Source organism: Devosia sp. FJ2-5-3 (assembly GCF_029201545.1).
GTDB lineage: Bacteria > Pseudomonadota > Alphaproteobacteria > Rhizobiales > Devosiaceae > Devosia.
Map to the genome: position 1 here is coordinate 3,938,708 of NZ_CP104007.1, position 14,999 is coordinate 3,953,706.

Sequence of the window (14,999 nt, forward strand, 5' to 3'; positions counted from 1 at the left end):
CGATAAACAGCAGGCAAAGCGAGCAAGGGAATGCGGACATGAAAACTGATTTGCCAACGCGCCCATTGGGCAAGACCGGCCTCGACATCACCCGCGTCGGGATCGGCGCCTGGGCCATGGGCGGCAATATGTGGGGGCCGCAGGACGACGCGAAATCCGACGCTGCCATTCGCCATGCCATCGAGCTCGGGATCAACTGGATCGACACAGCCGCCGTCTATGGCAATGGCCATTCCGAAGAGGTGATCGGCCAGACGCTGCGGAAACTGCCGGCCGACAGGCGTCCGCTGGTCTTCACCAAGGGCGGCATCGTGCGCGACAGCGAGGGCAAGAACCCGCGCCGGATCGGCGAGCGCAATCATCTGCGCGGAGAGCTTGAGAATTCGCTCAAGCGGCTGGGGGTCGAGACCATCGATCTCTACCAGATGCATTGGCCATCGGACGATGTTGGACTGGAAGAGTATTGGGGGGCGCTGCTCGAGCTCAAGGCCGAGGGCAAGGTGCGCAATGTGGGCCTTTCCAACCACAGCGTCGAGCAGCTCGCCAAGGCAGAGGCGATTGGGCATGTCGAGACGCTGCAGCCGCCTTTTTCGATGATCAAGCGGCAGACTGCCGCCGAAATCCTGCCCTGGTGCCATCAGCATGGGACCGGCGTGATCTGCTATAGCCCCATGCAGGCAGGACTTCTCACAGGCACATTTACCGCCGAGCGGGCCTCCGCTCTGGCCGATAATGACTGGCGCCGGGAAAGCCCGGAATTCCAGGGGGACGCCCTCGTGGCGAACCTGGCCCTGGCCGACGGCCTCAAGCCGATCGCGCAAAAGCACGGCACCAGCGTTTCGAGCGTGGCGCTGGCCTGGGTCCTGTCCTGGCCGGGCCTGACGGCGGCGATCGTCGGCGCCCGTTCGCCGGCGCAGGTGGATGGCTGGATCGATGCAGCCCGGCTCGAACTGGATGCGGACGATCTCGAGACCATCGCCCAGTCCATCGAGCGGACCGGGGCAGGCTCGGGCCCCTCGCGCCTGGCCTGAACCGCATTGAGGGGTTAACAATATCTTTATTCGGGCCGGCACGTGTCGGCCCGGACAATTGCCGCGCCTAAAAAAAATCGCCCCTTGTACATTCACGCCCAAATTCCGACTTGCGCATTTGAGCTTGTGCAGCGAAAAGCAGTGATGCGTTCTTTTGAACGTCTAGCTCCCGATCATTACCCTAGAGGTCTTTAACGCGCTGATGACGCCATCCGTCTTGTTGCTCTTCGTTGTGCTCGTGCCCTTCATGGCCAGTGTACTGGCCGCAGCCCTGCCCTCGAACGCGCGCAATGCGGAAGCCTGGTTGGCCGGCGCGGTCGCGGTGTTTGGCCTGGGGTCCATGATCTGGCTCTTCCCCCAGATCGCCGATGGCAGCGTCATTCGCCACGACGTGGCCTGGCTTCCGGAAATGGGCCTGAACCTCGTCTTCCGGCTTGACGGCTTTTCCTGGCTCTTCGGCATCCTGATTACCGGCGTCGGTTTCCTCGTCGTGCTCTATGCACGCTATTACATGTCGCCCAAGGACCCGGTCCCGCGCTTCTTCTCGTTCTTCCTGGCTTTCATGGGCTCGATGCTCGGCCTCGTGCTTTCGGGCAACATCATCCAGCTGGTGGTGTTCTGGGAGCTGACCAGCATCTTCTCGTTCCTTCTGATCGGCTACTGGTTCCATCTGGCGCAGGCGCGCGACGGCGCCCGCATGGCGCTGACGGTGACCGGCCTTGGCGGGCTCGGCCTGCTCGTCGGCATGTTGATCGTGGGCCATATCGTGGGCTCCTACGATCTCGACGTGGTGCTCAATTCGGGCGATCTCATCCGCAACAGCGATCTCTACCTTCCGGCGCTGGGCTTCGTGCTCCTTGGCGCGCTGACCAAGAGCGCGCAGTTCCCGTTCCACTTCTGGCTGCCTCAGGCCATGGCGGCGCCGACCCCGGTTTCGGCCTATCTGCACTCGGCCACCATGGTGAAAGCCGGCGTGTTTCTCCTGGTGCGGTTCTGGCCCGTCATGGCCGGCACCGACGCCTGGTTCTGGGTCGTGACCTTTGCCGGCATGGCGACGTTGATCTTTGGCGCCTATGCGGCGATCTTCCAGACCGATCTCAAGGGGCTGCTCGCCTATTCGACCATCTCGCATCTGGGGCTGATCACCACGCTCCTGGGCATGTCGAGCCCGCTGGCGGCGGTGGCGGCGATCTTCCACATCGCCAATCACGCCACCTTCAAGGCCTCGCTGTTCATGGCAGCCGGTATCATCGACCACGAGACCGGCACGCGCGATATCCGAAGACTGAGCGGGCTCTTCCGCTTCATGCCCTTCACAGCGACCCTCGCCATGGTGGCGAGCGCGGCCATGGCCGGCGTGCCGCTGCTCAACGGCTTCCTTTCCAAGGAAATGTTCTTCGCCGAAACAGCCCAGCGCGACGCCAATCCCTTCGTCAATATCGCATTGCCGCTGGGCGCGACGATCGCGGGCATCTTCGCCGTGGTCTATTCGCTGCGCTTCGTGCACGGCGTGTTCTTCGGCCCGGCCCCCGTGGGCCTCGACAAGGAGCCGCACGAGCCCCCTGCCCTGATGCGCCGGCCGATCGAAATCCTTGTCCTGCTCTGCCTTCTCGTCGGCATCATCCCCGGCATCACCATGGCGCCGTTCCTGGCGGCCGCGGTGCTGTCGGTCGTCGGGCCGGATACGCCCTATTATTCGCTCTCGATCTGGCACGGCTGGAACCTGGCGCTGTTCATGAGCCTTTTGGCCCTGGTTGGTGGCGCCCTCCTTTATTGGGCGCTCTACCGCTATCTGGCCAAGGGCATCGACGGCGCGCCGCTGATCCGCCAGTTCAAGGGGCAGCGCATCTTCGAGCGCATCATGCTGACGGTCACCTCCAAATGGGCGCGCACGCTCGAAGGCGTTCTCGGCACGCGCCGGCTGCAGCCGCAATTGATGCTGCTGTTCTTTATCGCAACGCTCGCTGCCGGCGTGTCGCTGCTGGGGGGCATCGGGCAGGTCAATTTCTCGATGGACGGGTTCGACCCCGCCTTCACCATGATGTGGGCCATCGGCATAGTCTGCGCCGTCATGGCGGCACAGCAGGCCAAGTTCCACCGGCTTGTGTCACTGGTGCTGATGGGCGGGGCCGGCCTTGTCGTCTGCATGACCTTTGTGTGGTTCTCCGCCCCCGATCTGGCGGTAACCCAGCTGCTGGTCGAAATCGTCACCACCGTCCTGATCCTTCTCGGGCTGCGCTGGCTGCCCAAGCGGGTCGAGCAGAACCGCGACGAAACCCTGCTGATGCGCGCCCAATTGCGCCGCTATCGCGACCTGACCATCTCCATCGTCGCCGGCCTCGGCCTCGGGCTCACGGCCTATGCGGTGATGACCCGTCAGTTGCCGGCAGGGATTTCCGATTTCTTCCTCGAAAATTCCTACACGCTGGGCGGCGGCACCAATGTGGTCAATGTGATGCTCGTCGATTTCCGCGCCTTCGATACGATGGGCGAAATCACCGTGCTCGGCATCGTGGCGCTGACAGTCTTCGCGCTGCTGCGCCGTTTCCGTCCGGCCGCCGATTCGGTGGGCAAGACCGAACAGCAGAAGATTCAGGCCGCCTTCGACGACAAGCAGCCCGAGCGCGAGGTCGGCGACACGGTCAAGGAATATCTGCTGATCCCGGCGGTGATGATGAACTGGATGTTCCCCGTCATCATCGTCCTGGCCGCCTATTTCTTCCTGCGCGGACACGACCAGCCGGGTGGCGGCTTTGCAGCCGGCATCGTCATGTCCATCGGCTTTATCCTGCAATATATGGCCGGCGGCACGCGCTGGACCGAGGAACGCCTGCGCATCCTGCCGCTCAAATGGATCGGCACCGGGCTCGTGCTGGCGGTGCTGATCGGCGTCGTGCCGCAGATCATGGGCTATCCCTTCATGACCACGGGCTTCCAGTATCTGGACGTTCCGCTGATCGGCAAGGTGCCCATGGCCAGCGCGCTGATCTTTGATCTTGGCGTGTTCGTTCTCGTGCTCGGTGCAACCGTGCTCATCCTCATCGCGCTGGCGCACCAATCGGTCCGCTCGCCCAAGGCAGCCCGTATGCCCGCACCGCCCATAAGGGAAATTGAAGTGTCGGCAGACGCACCGGTGGAGAAGCCCTGATGGAACTCGTTCTCGCCATCGGCATCGCCGTTCTTTGCGCCAGCGGCATCTATCTGATGCTGCGCCCGCGCACCTTCCAGGTCATCATCGGCCTGTCGCTGCTGTCCTATGCGGTCAATCTCTTCATCTTCTCGATGGGGCGGCTGCGGGTGGATGCAGCGCCGGTCATCGACCATGGCACTGTCGACCCCGCGCTCTATACCGATCCGGTGCCGCAGGCGCTGGTCCTGACCGCCATCGTCATCGGCTTTGCCATGACGGCGCTGTTCCTCGTGGTGCTGCTGGTCAATCGTGGCCTGACCGGCACCGACCATGTCGACGGACGGGAGCAACGCTGATGCACGGACTTGCCGCTCACCTTCCCGTCCTGCCCATCCTGATCCCGCTGATTACCGGCGCGGTGCTGGTGCTGTTCGACGATCGCCAGCGCACGCTGAAGGCCATTATCAGCTTTACCGGGCTGCTCATTCTGCTGACCGCGGCGATTGCCATGGTCGTCCAGGTCAGCCAGAGCGAAGGCGTTTCCACCATCAGCTACGCCATCGGCAATTGGCCGGTGCCTTTCGGCATCGTGCTAGTGGCCGATCGCCTGTCGGCGATGATGGTGCTGCTGGCGACGACGCTGGGGCTGGCAACGCTGGTCTATTCCCTGGCCCGCTGGCACACCTCGGGGCCCAGCTTCCACAGCCTGATGCACTTCCTCATCATGGGGCTCAATGGCGCGTTCCTCACCGGGGACATCTTCAACCTCTTCGTGTTCTTCGAGGTGATGCTGGCGGCCTCCTATGGCCTGGCGCTCCATGGCGGAGGCAGCGCCCGCGTCAAGGCGGGCCTGCACTATGTGGCGATCAACCTCGCAGCCTCCTTCCTTTTCCTCATCGGGGCGGCGCTCATCTATGGCGTCACCGGCACGCTGAACATGGCCGATCTCGCCATGAAAGTGGCGATGGTGCCTGCAGCCGATCGCGGGCTGATGGAAATGGGCGCGGCCGTGCTTGCCGTGGCCTTCCTCATCAAGGCCGGCACCTGGCCGCTGGGCTTCTGGCTGCCGGCGACCTATTCGGTTGCGGCTCCCCCCGTGGCGGCGATCTTTGCCATCATGACCAAGGTGGGCATCTATGCGCTGCTGCGCCTTTCGACGCTGGCCTTCGGGACGGAAGCCGGCGCGTCGCAGGGCTTCGGCCAGATCGTGCTGCTCTGCGGCGGCATGGCCACCATCGTCTTCGGGGTGATCGGACTGCTCGCCTCGCGGACACCGGGCCGCATGGCCAGCTATAGCGTCCTCGTTTCGGCGGGCACGCTGCTGGCCAGCATCGGCATCGGCAATCCGACAACGACGGGCGGCGCGCTCTATTATCTCGTGGTCTCGACCCTGGCGGTCAGCGCCTTCTTCATGCTGATCGAACTGATGGATCGCGTCCGCATCGAGGGCGCCAATGTCCTTGCCCTGACGCTCGAAGTGTTCGGCGACGATGACGAGGAAGCCGAGGAAGAGGTGGGCCTTTCGATCCCCGGCGCGCTGGCCATGCTGTCCATCAGTTTTTGCGTCTCGGCGCTGCTGCTGGCCGGCTTCCCGCCGCTGGCCGGGTTCCTCGCCAAGTTCGCCATCATCAGCAGCCTCTTCAATCCCGAAGGCCTGACCGAGACCGGGGCGATCTCGCCCTGGGCCTGGGGGCTCGCCGGCCTGATGATCTTTTCGGGCTTTGCCACGCTGATCGCGCTGATGCGCGAGGGCATCAACACTTTCTGGGCAACGCTTTCCGACACGCCCGGACCGGTGCGGGTGCTGGAGATGATGCCGGTGGCGCTGCTTCTGGGCATTGCCGTCGGCATGACGATCATGGCCGCACCGGTGATGGACTACATGCAGGCCGCAGCCGAGGAGCTGTACCTGCCTGGTGGCGCCGTCACCCGGATCCTTGAAACACCCCTGGTGGTCAGCGTGGAGGCGGTCCATTGAGCATGATCAGGCGCCACATCTTGCCCTATCCGCTGCTGTCACTGTCGCTGGTGGTGATGTGGCTGTTGCTGCAGCAGAGCCTGAGCCTCGGCCATGTCCTGCTCGGCAGCCTTATCGCCATCGGCGCCGGACGGGCCATGCAGGCGCTCCAGCCTGACCCACCGCGCGTCCGCAATCCCATCGCGATCATCAAGCTGATCTTCTATGTCGTTGCCGACGTGCTGCGCTCCAATATCGCCGTGGCGATCATCGCCGTCAGCGGACGCAAGCACCAGCCGCACCCCGCCTTTATCCTGATGCCGCTCGAATTGACCGACAAGCTTGGCCTTGCGGTACTCTCGATCATCGTCACCGCGACGCCCGGCAGCGCCTGGCTCGAATATACGCCGGGCCACAATACGGTGCTGCTCCATGTGCTCGACGTGGTGGACGAGGACGAATGGGTCCGGACCGTCAAACATAATTACGAGCGCCTGCTGATGGAGATTTTCGAGTGAGCGAAATCATCCTTCATTGGGGACTGACTGCAGCCCAGATGATCATTGCGCTGGCCATGGCCTTTGCCGCCTACCGGATCGTTATCGGGCCGCGGGCCCAGGACCGCGTGCTGGCACTGGATGCCTTCTATGTCGCGGCCATGCTGATGCTGATGCTGTTCGGCATTCGCGTCGGCTCAGCGATCTATTTCGAGGTGGCGCTGATCATCGGCATTCTGGGTTTCGTGGGGACGGTGGCGCTGGCCAAATTCCTCATGCGCGGCGAGGTGATCGAATAATGGACGCTGCTGATATTCCCGTCTGGGTCGCCATCATCGTCGTCGCGCTGTCAATCGCAGGCGCAATATTGACGCTGCTCGGCTGCGTCGGGCTGGCGCGGTTCAAGGATTTTTACTCCCGCGTCCACGCCCCGACGCTGGGCACCAGCTTTGGCACAATCTTCATCGTCATGGCGTCGATGCTGTATTTCTTCGTGTCGGGGCAGCGGCCGGCGGTGCATGAGCTGCTGATCCTGGCCTTCGTGCTGGTGACGACGCCAGTGACGCTGATGCTCCTGGCCCGCGCTGCGCTCTATCGCGACCGCGCCGAGGCCAATGGCAATGTGCCCGATCCGGTCGGCCAGGACGTCGTGGTCGAGCCGGAAAACCCGGCACAACCCTGATGAGCAAGATGCACCGGGCGTGACCCTGGTAGCGGGATCGAGGGCTAGCCCTCGATCTCTTCGCGCAGCAATTCGAGCTCGAGCCATTGCTCCTCGGCAGCGCTGCGTTTCGCCTCGGCCTCGGCCAAGGCCTTGCTGTCCTTGGCAAAGCCGGCGGGGTCGCTTGTGTAGTAATTGCCCTGGGCCAACTTTTCGTTGAGCTGACGCATCCTGGCTTCCAGCTTTTCGATTTCACCCGGAAGGGTTTCGAGCGCGTGCTTTTCCTTAAAGCTCAGCTTGCGCTTCGATGAAGGGTAAGGCTGCGCCGCCTGATTGCGGGCCTTTTCGGCCTTGGCAGCCTTTTCCACGACGCGCGCGCTTACGCCGGCGCCGCGCTGGGCAACCATGTCGGAATAGCCACCGGCATATTCGATCCAAAGACCATCGCCTTCGGCCATGATGATGGACGTCGCCACGCGGTCGAGGAAGTCACGGTCGTGGCTGACGACGATGACGGTGCCGGCATAGTCGGAGACCATTTCCTCAAGCAGGTCGAGCGTTTCGAGGTCGAGATCGTTGGTCGGCTCGTCGAGGACGAGGAAGTTGGACGGCAGCGCCAGGGCGCGGGCCAGGGCCACGCGGGCACGTTCGCCGCCCGAGAGTTTGCCGATTGGGGTATTGGCCTGCTCGGGCGTGAACAGGAAATCCTTCATATAGCCAACGACGTGCTTGTTCTCGCCGTTAATCAGCAGCGTGTCGCTGCCGCCGCCGGTCAGCGCATCGCGCAGGCGCGTGTCGGGATCGAGGCGGGCGCGCCCCTGATCCAGCATGGCCAGTTCGAGCGCCGAGCCCATCTTGATGGTGCCGCTATCGGGCTCGGAGAGCCCCGTCAGCATCTTGATCAGCGTGGTCTTGCCGGCGCCATTGGGCCCGACAATGCCGACGCGGTCGCCGCGAAGGACGCGCGTCGAAAATTCCGTGACGATGGGTCTCGTGCCATAGCTCTTGGAGATGTTTTCCGTTTCCACCACGAGCGCGCCCGACGTCCGCCCCGAGGAGACGGCCATGCTGACGCTGCCGACGGCGCGGCGCTGCTCGCGCCGGTCCTGGCGCAGATCGGACAGGCGCTCGAGACGACCCACATTGCGCTTGCGCCGAGCGGTGACGCCGTAACGCAGCCAGTGCTCCTCGCGCACGATCTGCCGATCGAGCTTGTGGCGATCCTTTTCTTCCTGCTCCAGCACCTCGTCGCGCCAGCCTTCAAAGGCGGCAAAGCCGCGTTCGATGCGGCGGGTGACGCCGCGGTCGAGCCAGACGGTCGAGCGCGAGAGATCGGTGAGGAAACGACGGTCGTGGCTGATGATCACCATTGCGGAGCGCATGGAATCGAGCTCGGCCTGCAGCCATTCAATGACGGGCAAGTCGAGATGGTTGGTCGGCTCGTCGAGCAGCAGCACATCGGGCTGGGGGGCCAGGACGCGCGCCAATGCGGCCCGGCGCGCCTCGCCGCCCGAAAGAGTTGTCGGATCTTCGGTGCCGGTGAGACCCAGGGCATTGAGCAGATATTGGGCGCGATAATCGTCGTCGCCGCCCGCCATGCCCGCCTCGACATAGGCCAAGGTAGTAGCAAAGCCGGCCAGATCGGGCTCCTGGGGCAGATAGCGGATCGTGGCGCTGGGCTCGACGAAGCGAACACCGGCATCGTGCTGGATGAAGCCGGCGGCGATCTTGAGCAGGGTCGACTTGCCCGAGCCGTTGCGCCCCACAAGGGCAATGCGCTGGCCCGGCGACACGATGAGTTCGGCAGCCTCCAGCAATTGGGTGCCACCGAAGGTCAGTTGGATATTCTGCAGAGAAAGAAGGGGGGGCGCGGCCATGGTCAATCCGGAATGTTGTGCGGGATAGAGCACAGCCCAACCAGCAGATCAATGTTTGGGGGGAATGCGAAAAGACCGGCCAGGATGTTGAGGATCCTGGCCGGTCCGGGGAGACGGTAGCAGCAAGCCCCGTCAGAAGACTGGCGCTGCACCCCACAGGCCCCACGGGGGCGCTGCACCATGCCCATAATCAAGCACAGTTAAACTTGATCGTCAAACTCATATTTCAGCAAATTGCGCGTCGGACGGCGTCGGCAATTCGAGATCGTAGAGACCGAGGCGTTCACGAATCGAGCGCTTCTTGCTGGCCAGATCGGCAATCGTGTAGCCCGCCAGCACATCGAAGAAGGCCCCAAGGGCCTCGCGGAGCGCGGAATTGAGGTCGCACTCGCCGATGAGCGGGCAATCGGCACCCTCTTCAAAGCACTCCGCCAGGGCGAAGCTTTCTTCGGTGAGGCGGATAGTGTCGAGCAGGGTGATCTGATCGGCAGGCTTGCCGAGGCGGATGCCGCCATGCCGGCCCCTGACAGTCTGCAAAAGACCGTTCTCAACCAGCGGCTTGATCAATTTGAACAGGAAAAGCTCGGAAATTGCGTAAGCCCTCGCAATCTCTGCAACCCGACTTAATTGCGGCTCGTTTACCGCGCAATACACCAAAGTGCGGATGGCATAGTTTGATTGACGAGTCATTCTCACGGGCGGGCAATCCCTTGCAATGCGCGGCCAATCTCGGCCCCGGGTCGGTCGGAACTTATAACCATTCTAAAAAAAGTCAACTAATCCTGAACGATTGCGTCAGGTTTGCACCGATCTAGACAGCCATTTAACTTCGGCATATGAATTTATTCGTACAGGAGAACGCAGGTGGCCAAGACAGTCACGCGCGCCATGCTCAGCGAAGCTGTTGCTGAGGCGACGGGTTTTGCCCGGACCGATGTCGGTCAAATCAGCGATCGGATGATTGAATTGATCGGCCAGGCCCTGATGGAGGGCGAGACGGTCAAGCTCACGGGATTTGGGTCGCTACAGATTCGCTCCCGTGCCGAACGCGTGGGCCGCAATCCGCGGACCGGCACGCAGCACCGGATCACACCGCGGCACACCGTCATGTTCACGCCCAGTGGACGCCTCCGCGAGGCACTCGATGCCCTGTTGAAGGACGAACCCGGCACCAAGAAAAAACCGACCAATGGGGACGCCCGCTGACGCAGCGGACGATGTCTCAGCGGTGCGGATCCATGCTCTGCATGCGCGAAAAATGCCGCCGATAAAGCGGCAATTCAGCCGCCCCGACAGCTGGGGAAAGATGCCCCAGACGGCCCCTCTGCACCTTGGGCGACAAGGCATTCGCGGTCGGCAGTTTTTCCAATTCTGCTTCGACGCGCGCCACCAGGCGATCGGAGAGCGCCGGCAGGACGGTATCCACAACAATTAGCCCGGCATCGATAACCCGCATCGTGTTGAAGATGACCACTGCCAAGGCGCGGGCCGCATCCCCGATCCAGGCCTCGATTTCAGTCTCCATCGCGGCAAGGTCCCAGTTTTCTCCGTCGTCAAGGTCGACCGAAAAGCCAGCCTGCCTGAGCCTGGCTTCAAGGGCCGACAAGGAGGCGATGTGATGGGCAGCCCGGGTTCTGTCGCCGTCGACACGGATCAGCATGGACCCAAGATCGGCGGAATTGTCCGTAGCGCCCTCCCACAGGCGCCCATCGCCGAATATGCCCGCGCCGACATAGGTTGAAACCAGCAGATAGATAAAGCTTGCGGGTCGCGGCGCCTGGAGGGCAATCAGTTCGCCCCAGCAGGCGGCATTGCCGTCCTTATAGGCATAGACCGAAAGACCGAGACGCTGCTCGAGTTCGGCCGCTGGGGCGAGCTCGGCCCAGAGCGTGACCACGTCTTCGCTGGCGCCCAGACTGGCGAGCGCCTGGGCCATGCGCCCGGGCATGGCGATACCAGCATCAAGTAGACGGGCCCGGCTTTCCGGGGGCAATTCTTCCATCAGCGCCCTGGCCAGGCCCGCGACCTGGTCGATGATGGTGCGGGGATCGGGATAGGAATAGGTCAGCCGACGATGACCGACGATGGTGGCGTGGAGATCGATGATCACCACCTCGGCATGTCGCCAGCCAATTTCAATGCCGATGGAATACCCGCCCTCGGCCCGCAGGGAAATCGGCATCGCCGGCTGGCCACGCCGACCGCGCAGCACGGGCCCCCGCACGATCAGCCCCTCGCGTTCGAGATCGTTGAGGATGGCGGAGACCGTCTGCGGGGCGAGGCCAGACATGCGAGCGATCTCGGCATTGGAAAGTCCGGCATTGAAGCCGATGACGTTGAGCACGACACGCAGATTGTTCTGCCGCAGGCCGTGGTGTTGCAACCCCTTCGATTTCAATTGGAAAATATCGACTGGCGCAGCGTAGTCGTCGGTCATGATGTGTCCCGTGATGCGCGGCGTGCGCCAGCCGGACGCACACCGAGCCACGCAGCCCTTCCGAAGACGGCGGCGTGATTCGGGGCTCCCCCTGCGGCATAATGCCAAAATCACGTTATTCGGCAAAATAGGCTGCAAGCTTAGACTTTAGTCAGATGCCCACCTCGATGGTAATGATCTCGAACGGCCGCAGCGACAGGCGAATGCCATTGTCCTCCACCGCCAGGGGGGCGCCGTCTTCCTCCATGAGGTTGACGATCTTTGCCGAATTCACCTCCGGGCCAAAGCTGATGCGAACATCGGCTCGTGTATTGGCATGCTCGAAAACGCGCAGGACGATGGAAGAGGAGCGCTCTGCCTTCTTGACGGTTTCGATGGTGACATTGTCCCTGTCGACAGAGGCAAAACTGAACCCGGCGGCCTCCACAACCGCCGTGCCGGGCCGGCGCGGGCCGATGATAGCGACCGGATTGTTGAACCGTTCCGCGGCGCGATGCACCTGGGCGATGTCGGCGACGCCCTCATGGACGAACAAGCCATAGCGCAGGCGATGTTCGCCAAGATCGGCCCCGGGATCGGGAAAGCTCGAGCCGCGCACGAGCGACAGGCGCACGCACTGCTCGTGGCAATCATAGCCATATTTGCAATCATTGATGAGCGCGACACCGAAATCGGCCTCGCTGAGATCGACCCAGCGCTGCATCGAGGCCTCGAAGCGCGCCTTGTCCCAGCTGGTATTGCGGTGGGTGGGGCGGCGGACGTGGCCGAACTGGATTTCGGAGCGAATTTCCGAGGTGTTGAGATCGAAGGGAAAGACCGCCTTGATCACGTGAGCGCGTTCCTGCCAGTCGATGAAAGTGTCGAATTCGAGTTGGCGTTCGCCGGCGGCAAGGGAGATCACCTGGACGATGCGGGAGTTCTGATAGCGGCGTTCCACACGGATGGCCGCACGATGGGGACCGGTTTCGACCACGTCGATCGTCGAGGGCGCATCGGCCAGCAGCCAGAACTGCTCCTCGAAATAGCGGTCGATATCCCAGGCGTCCCACTCCATGGGTTTGTCTTCGTAGGCGATGAGCCGATTGGCGCGGGCACCCGGGGCGAGCACCTCGCGGGCGCGGGCCTTGTCCATGATGGAGGTAATTTCGCCCTTGTCGTCGAAGACGACGCGCAGGCGATCATTCTCGAGATGGGTTTTCGACACCGACACCCCGCTCGCGGCATTGCCCGGACCGGAGGCGATGCCCGCCTCCACCCAGCCGAGGGAGGGGAGATTGGCAATGGGCGCCACGTAATCTGTCGAGCCGTCGGCGCGGGTGATTTTCTGGATCGGCTGCACATCGTGACCGGTGGCGAGGGACAGGCCATCGAGATCGTGCCCATCGCCGAGATGGACCAGTTCGGACCGGGCCTGGCTGGTGAAATTGAGGAGACGCAGGCGATCCCGGCCTGGGCCAGTCGCGGCCTCGGCGGCGGCATGCCAGGGGCCATTGGCGGATGCAAGGGTGGAAAAGATGCGCTCGTAATCGGAATCGCTGTCAACATACACCTCGGGGATGGAGGTGCCGGGGAGAATGTCGTGAAACTGGTTGATGAGCAGAAGCTCCCAGAACTCGGCGAGCGTCTCAGTGGGATAGTCCATGCCAGCCCTGGCCAGGGCCATGGAGCCCAAAAATTCGAGCTCGCGCAGCAGGCGCTCGGCCTTGCGGTTATTGGCCTTGTTCTTGGCCACCGAGGTCAGGGTGCCGCGGTGATATTGGAGATAGAGCTCGCCATTCCAGGTGGGGAATTTTGCCGGATTGGTATCCATGCGTCTGCCGAGGCGGTCGAGATAGGGCACGATGCCTTCGAGCTTGACCCTGGGCGCGCCGGGAATGCCCCGTTCGAGGCGGATGCCGCGCTCGATCATGGCTCTGGTGGGGCCGCCGCCGCCGTCGCCATAGCCATAGGACATGACCACTTCGCTATTGGCCGCCTTGGGCTCATAGCGCTTCCAGGCGCCCATGGTCTCGGACACGGAGAGATCGCCATTATAGGTGGTGTAGATCGCATCGCTCTCATAGCGCTGGGCGGTGATGAGCTGGGCCTTGGTGACCGTGCCGTCGATGCCGCGCCAGAAGAAGGTATCGTAGGGATGCCGGTCGGTGTCGTTCCAGGAGAGCTTCGAGGTGACGAAATATTCGAGCCCCGACTTTTCCATGATCTGGGGCAGATTGGCCGAATAGCCAAAAGTGTCAGGCAGCCAGACGGTTTTGGGGGTGACGCCGAAATGCTCCTGATGGAAACGGCGGCCGCGCATGATCTGGCGCACGAGGCTTTCGCCGGAAGCGATGTTGACGTCGGGCTCGACCCACATGGCCCCTTCGATTTCGAACTGGCCGGACTTCACGCGCTTGAGCAGGCCCTCCCAGATTTCTGGGTAATCGCGCTTCAAAAAGTCGAAGAGCACAGACTGGTTATACATGAAGACATATTGGGGATATTCCTCCATGAGCTTGAGCACGGTGGCAAAGCTGCGGGCGGTCTTGTCGCGGGTGTGGAGCACGCGCCAGAGCCAGCCGACATCGAGATGGGTGGAACCCACCGCGGTGATCTGGGGCTGCACTTCCGTATCGGTCAGGTCATAGATTTCGGCGGCGATCTTTTCTGCCGTCGGCAGGGATTTCTCGAAAGCCTCGGTATGGCCATCGCGGCGATCGAGGGCGCGCAGGGCGCGTTCGACGATGGCGAGGATGGCGTGGCGGCGCGGGTCGTTCTGGTGGAGGCGGATGGCCACGTCCACCGGCGTCTGCAGATCATAATAGAGCTGTTCGGCCCGCTCATTGCGGATGAAGAAGTCGACGCCGAAGCCGACCAGGGGACGGTCGAAAAATGTGAAGGCGTTGACGAGGATCACATGCCGACTGCCGGGTACGGCGTTCCGTTCGATCACCAGTTCGGTGTGGTTGCCATCGAGCGCCTGGGCGATCCTGCCATCGAGATAGGCGAGGCATTGCGGATCGGTCGAGCCGGGGCGGTCCTGCCACTGGCTGGTGAAACGGGCGACGAAAACCTTGCCGCGCGCCGCCTCCGGGACGATGATTTCCGCCGCGAACCAGGTGTGTTCCTGATGCTTGCCCCAGACCGTATGGGGGCCGAATTTTTCCCAGCCTTGCCAGTCTGCCGCCAGCGCGTCCGCAGCGCTGACGCCGTCCGCCCGCTCGACATGCCACTGAAACGGCACGCCATCTATCGGCGTGCGGATCTTGCGCTCGAGGTCGGCGCAGAGCCGCAGCAGCTTGCCCTCTATCTTGAGATCGTCGTCGAGCAGGCCAAGCTTTGTCGAAAGCGGATTGGAATAGGTCATGGAGATCCCCGAATGGCGGCATCGGCAGGTAATCACGAAAATGCAACGTTGCAAAGATAGGGA

The 14,999-nt window shown here is 62.8% G+C and carries 12 protein-coding genes; 8 read left to right on the forward strand and 4 right to left on the reverse strand.

All coding sequences use genetic code 11. The features are described from left to right. The first annotated feature begins 38 nt into the window (after window positions 1-38). The 7 genes from N0P34_RS18910 to mnhG all read left to right on the forward strand — a co-directional run bounded on the left by N0P34_RS18910 (window position 39) and on the right by mnhG (window position 7,297). Entirely contained in the window at window positions 39-1,031 is a 993-nt protein-coding gene (locus N0P34_RS18910) for an aldo/keto reductase (RefSeq protein WP_275604751.1), read from the forward strand. Between the two features lie 202 nt (window positions 1,032-1,233). Beyond that, the gene (locus tag N0P34_RS18915; RefSeq protein WP_275604752.1) at window positions 1,234-4,179 is read left to right on the forward strand and encodes a monovalent cation/H+ antiporter subunit A; all 2,946 of its coding nucleotides are present in this window, start codon (window positions 1,234-1,236) and stop codon (window positions 4,177-4,179) included. Further along, window positions 4,179-4,517, forward strand: coding sequence for a Na+/H+ antiporter subunit C (locus N0P34_RS18920; protein WP_275604753.1), 339 nt, complete (start codon window positions 4,179-4,181; stop codon window positions 4,515-4,517). The genes N0P34_RS18915 and N0P34_RS18920 overlap by 1 nt, the downstream gene beginning before the upstream one ends. Then, window positions 4,517-6,139, forward strand: coding sequence for a monovalent cation/H+ antiporter subunit D (locus N0P34_RS18925; RefSeq protein ID WP_275604754.1), 1,623 nt, complete (start codon window positions 4,517-4,519; stop codon window positions 6,137-6,139). Before N0P34_RS18920 ends, N0P34_RS18925 begins: the two co-directional genes overlap by 1 nt. A 2-nt stretch (window positions 6,140-6,141) precedes the next feature. Continuing rightward, window positions 6,142-6,636, forward strand: coding sequence for a Na+/H+ antiporter subunit E (locus tag N0P34_RS18930; RefSeq protein WP_275607029.1), 495 nt, complete (start codon window positions 6,142-6,144; stop codon window positions 6,634-6,636). Next, on the forward strand, window positions 6,633-6,914 hold the full coding sequence (locus N0P34_RS18935) for a K+/H+ antiporter subunit F (protein ID WP_275604755.1): 282 nt from the start codon (window positions 6,633-6,635) through the stop codon (window positions 6,912-6,914). The genes N0P34_RS18930 and N0P34_RS18935 overlap by 4 nt, the downstream gene beginning before the upstream one ends. Further along, window positions 6,911-7,297 carry a monovalent cation/H(+) antiporter subunit G gene (gene mnhG, locus N0P34_RS18940; RefSeq protein WP_275607030.1) on the forward strand — a complete coding sequence of 129 codons (387 nt, stop codon included), beginning with the start codon at window positions 6,911-6,913 and terminating at the stop codon, window positions 7,295-7,297. The genes N0P34_RS18935 and mnhG overlap by 4 nt, the downstream gene beginning before the upstream one ends. A 44-nt stretch (window positions 7,298-7,341) precedes the next feature. On the opposite strand, the gene N0P34_RS18945 is transcribed toward mnhG, so the two are convergent. Together N0P34_RS18945 and rirA are read right to left on the reverse strand one after the other, a co-directional pair. Then, the gene (locus N0P34_RS18945; protein ID WP_275604756.1) at window positions 7,342-9,153 is read right to left on the reverse strand and encodes an ABC-F family ATP-binding cassette domain-containing protein; all 1,812 of its coding nucleotides are present in this window, start codon (window positions 9,151-9,153) and stop codon (window positions 7,342-7,344) included. Between the two features lie 219 nt (window positions 9,154-9,372). Continuing rightward, window positions 9,373-9,849, reverse strand: a complete 477-nt coding sequence (rirA, locus tag N0P34_RS18950) for an iron-responsive transcriptional regulator RirA (protein WP_275604757.1) — start codon at window positions 9,847-9,849, stop codon at window positions 9,373-9,375. A gap of 144 nt (window positions 9,850-9,993) precedes the next feature. Between rirA and N0P34_RS18955 the strand changes: the two genes are divergently transcribed. Further along, window positions 9,994-10,359, forward strand: a complete 366-nt coding sequence (locus tag N0P34_RS18955; RefSeq protein ID WP_275607031.1) for an HU family DNA-binding protein — start codon at window positions 9,994-9,996, stop codon at window positions 10,357-10,359. Between the two features lie 16 nt (window positions 10,360-10,375). Here the strand turns inward: N0P34_RS18955 and N0P34_RS18960 are convergent, their stop codons facing one another. Together N0P34_RS18960 and N0P34_RS18965 are read right to left on the reverse strand one after the other, a co-directional pair. Further along, window positions 10,376-11,590: an ROK family transcriptional regulator gene (locus N0P34_RS18960; RefSeq protein ID WP_275604758.1), complete on the reverse strand. Its 1,215-nt coding sequence runs from the start codon at window positions 11,588-11,590 to the stop codon at window positions 10,376-10,378. A gap of 151 nt (window positions 11,591-11,741) precedes the next feature. Then, on the reverse strand, window positions 11,742-14,936 hold the full coding sequence (locus N0P34_RS18965) for a glycoside hydrolase family 38 C-terminal domain-containing protein (protein WP_275604759.1): 3,195 nt from the start codon (window positions 14,934-14,936) through the stop codon (window positions 11,742-11,744). Window positions 14,937-14,999: the final 63 nt, after the last annotated feature.

Coding starts and splice junctions, on each gene's coding strand:
- N0P34_RS18910 (WP_275604751.1), top strand. CDS start 39: ATGAAAACTGATTTGCCAACGCGCCCATTGGGCAAGACCGGCCTCGAC.
- N0P34_RS18915 (WP_275604752.1), top strand. CDS start 1,234: ATGACGCCATCCGTCTTGTTGCTCTTCGTTGTGCTCGTGCCCTTCATG.
- N0P34_RS18920 (WP_275604753.1), top strand. CDS start 4,179: ATGGAACTCGTTCTCGCCATCGGCATCGCCGTTCTTTGCGCCAGCGGC.
- N0P34_RS18925 (WP_275604754.1), top strand. CDS start 4,517: ATGCACGGACTTGCCGCTCACCTTCCCGTCCTGCCCATCCTGATCCCG.
- N0P34_RS18930 (WP_275607029.1), top strand. CDS start 6,142: ATGATCAGGCGCCACATCTTGCCCTATCCGCTGCTGTCACTGTCGCTG.
- N0P34_RS18945 (WP_275604756.1), bottom strand. CDS start 9,153: ATGGCCGCGCCCCCCCTTCTTTCTCTGCAGAATATCCAACTGACCTTC.
- N0P34_RS18960 (WP_275604758.1), bottom strand. CDS start 11,590: ATGACCGACGACTACGCTGCGCCAGTCGATATTTTCCAATTGAAATCG.
- N0P34_RS18965 (WP_275604759.1), bottom strand. CDS start 14,936: ATGACCTATTCCAATCCGCTTTCGACAAAGCTTGGCCTGCTCGACGAC.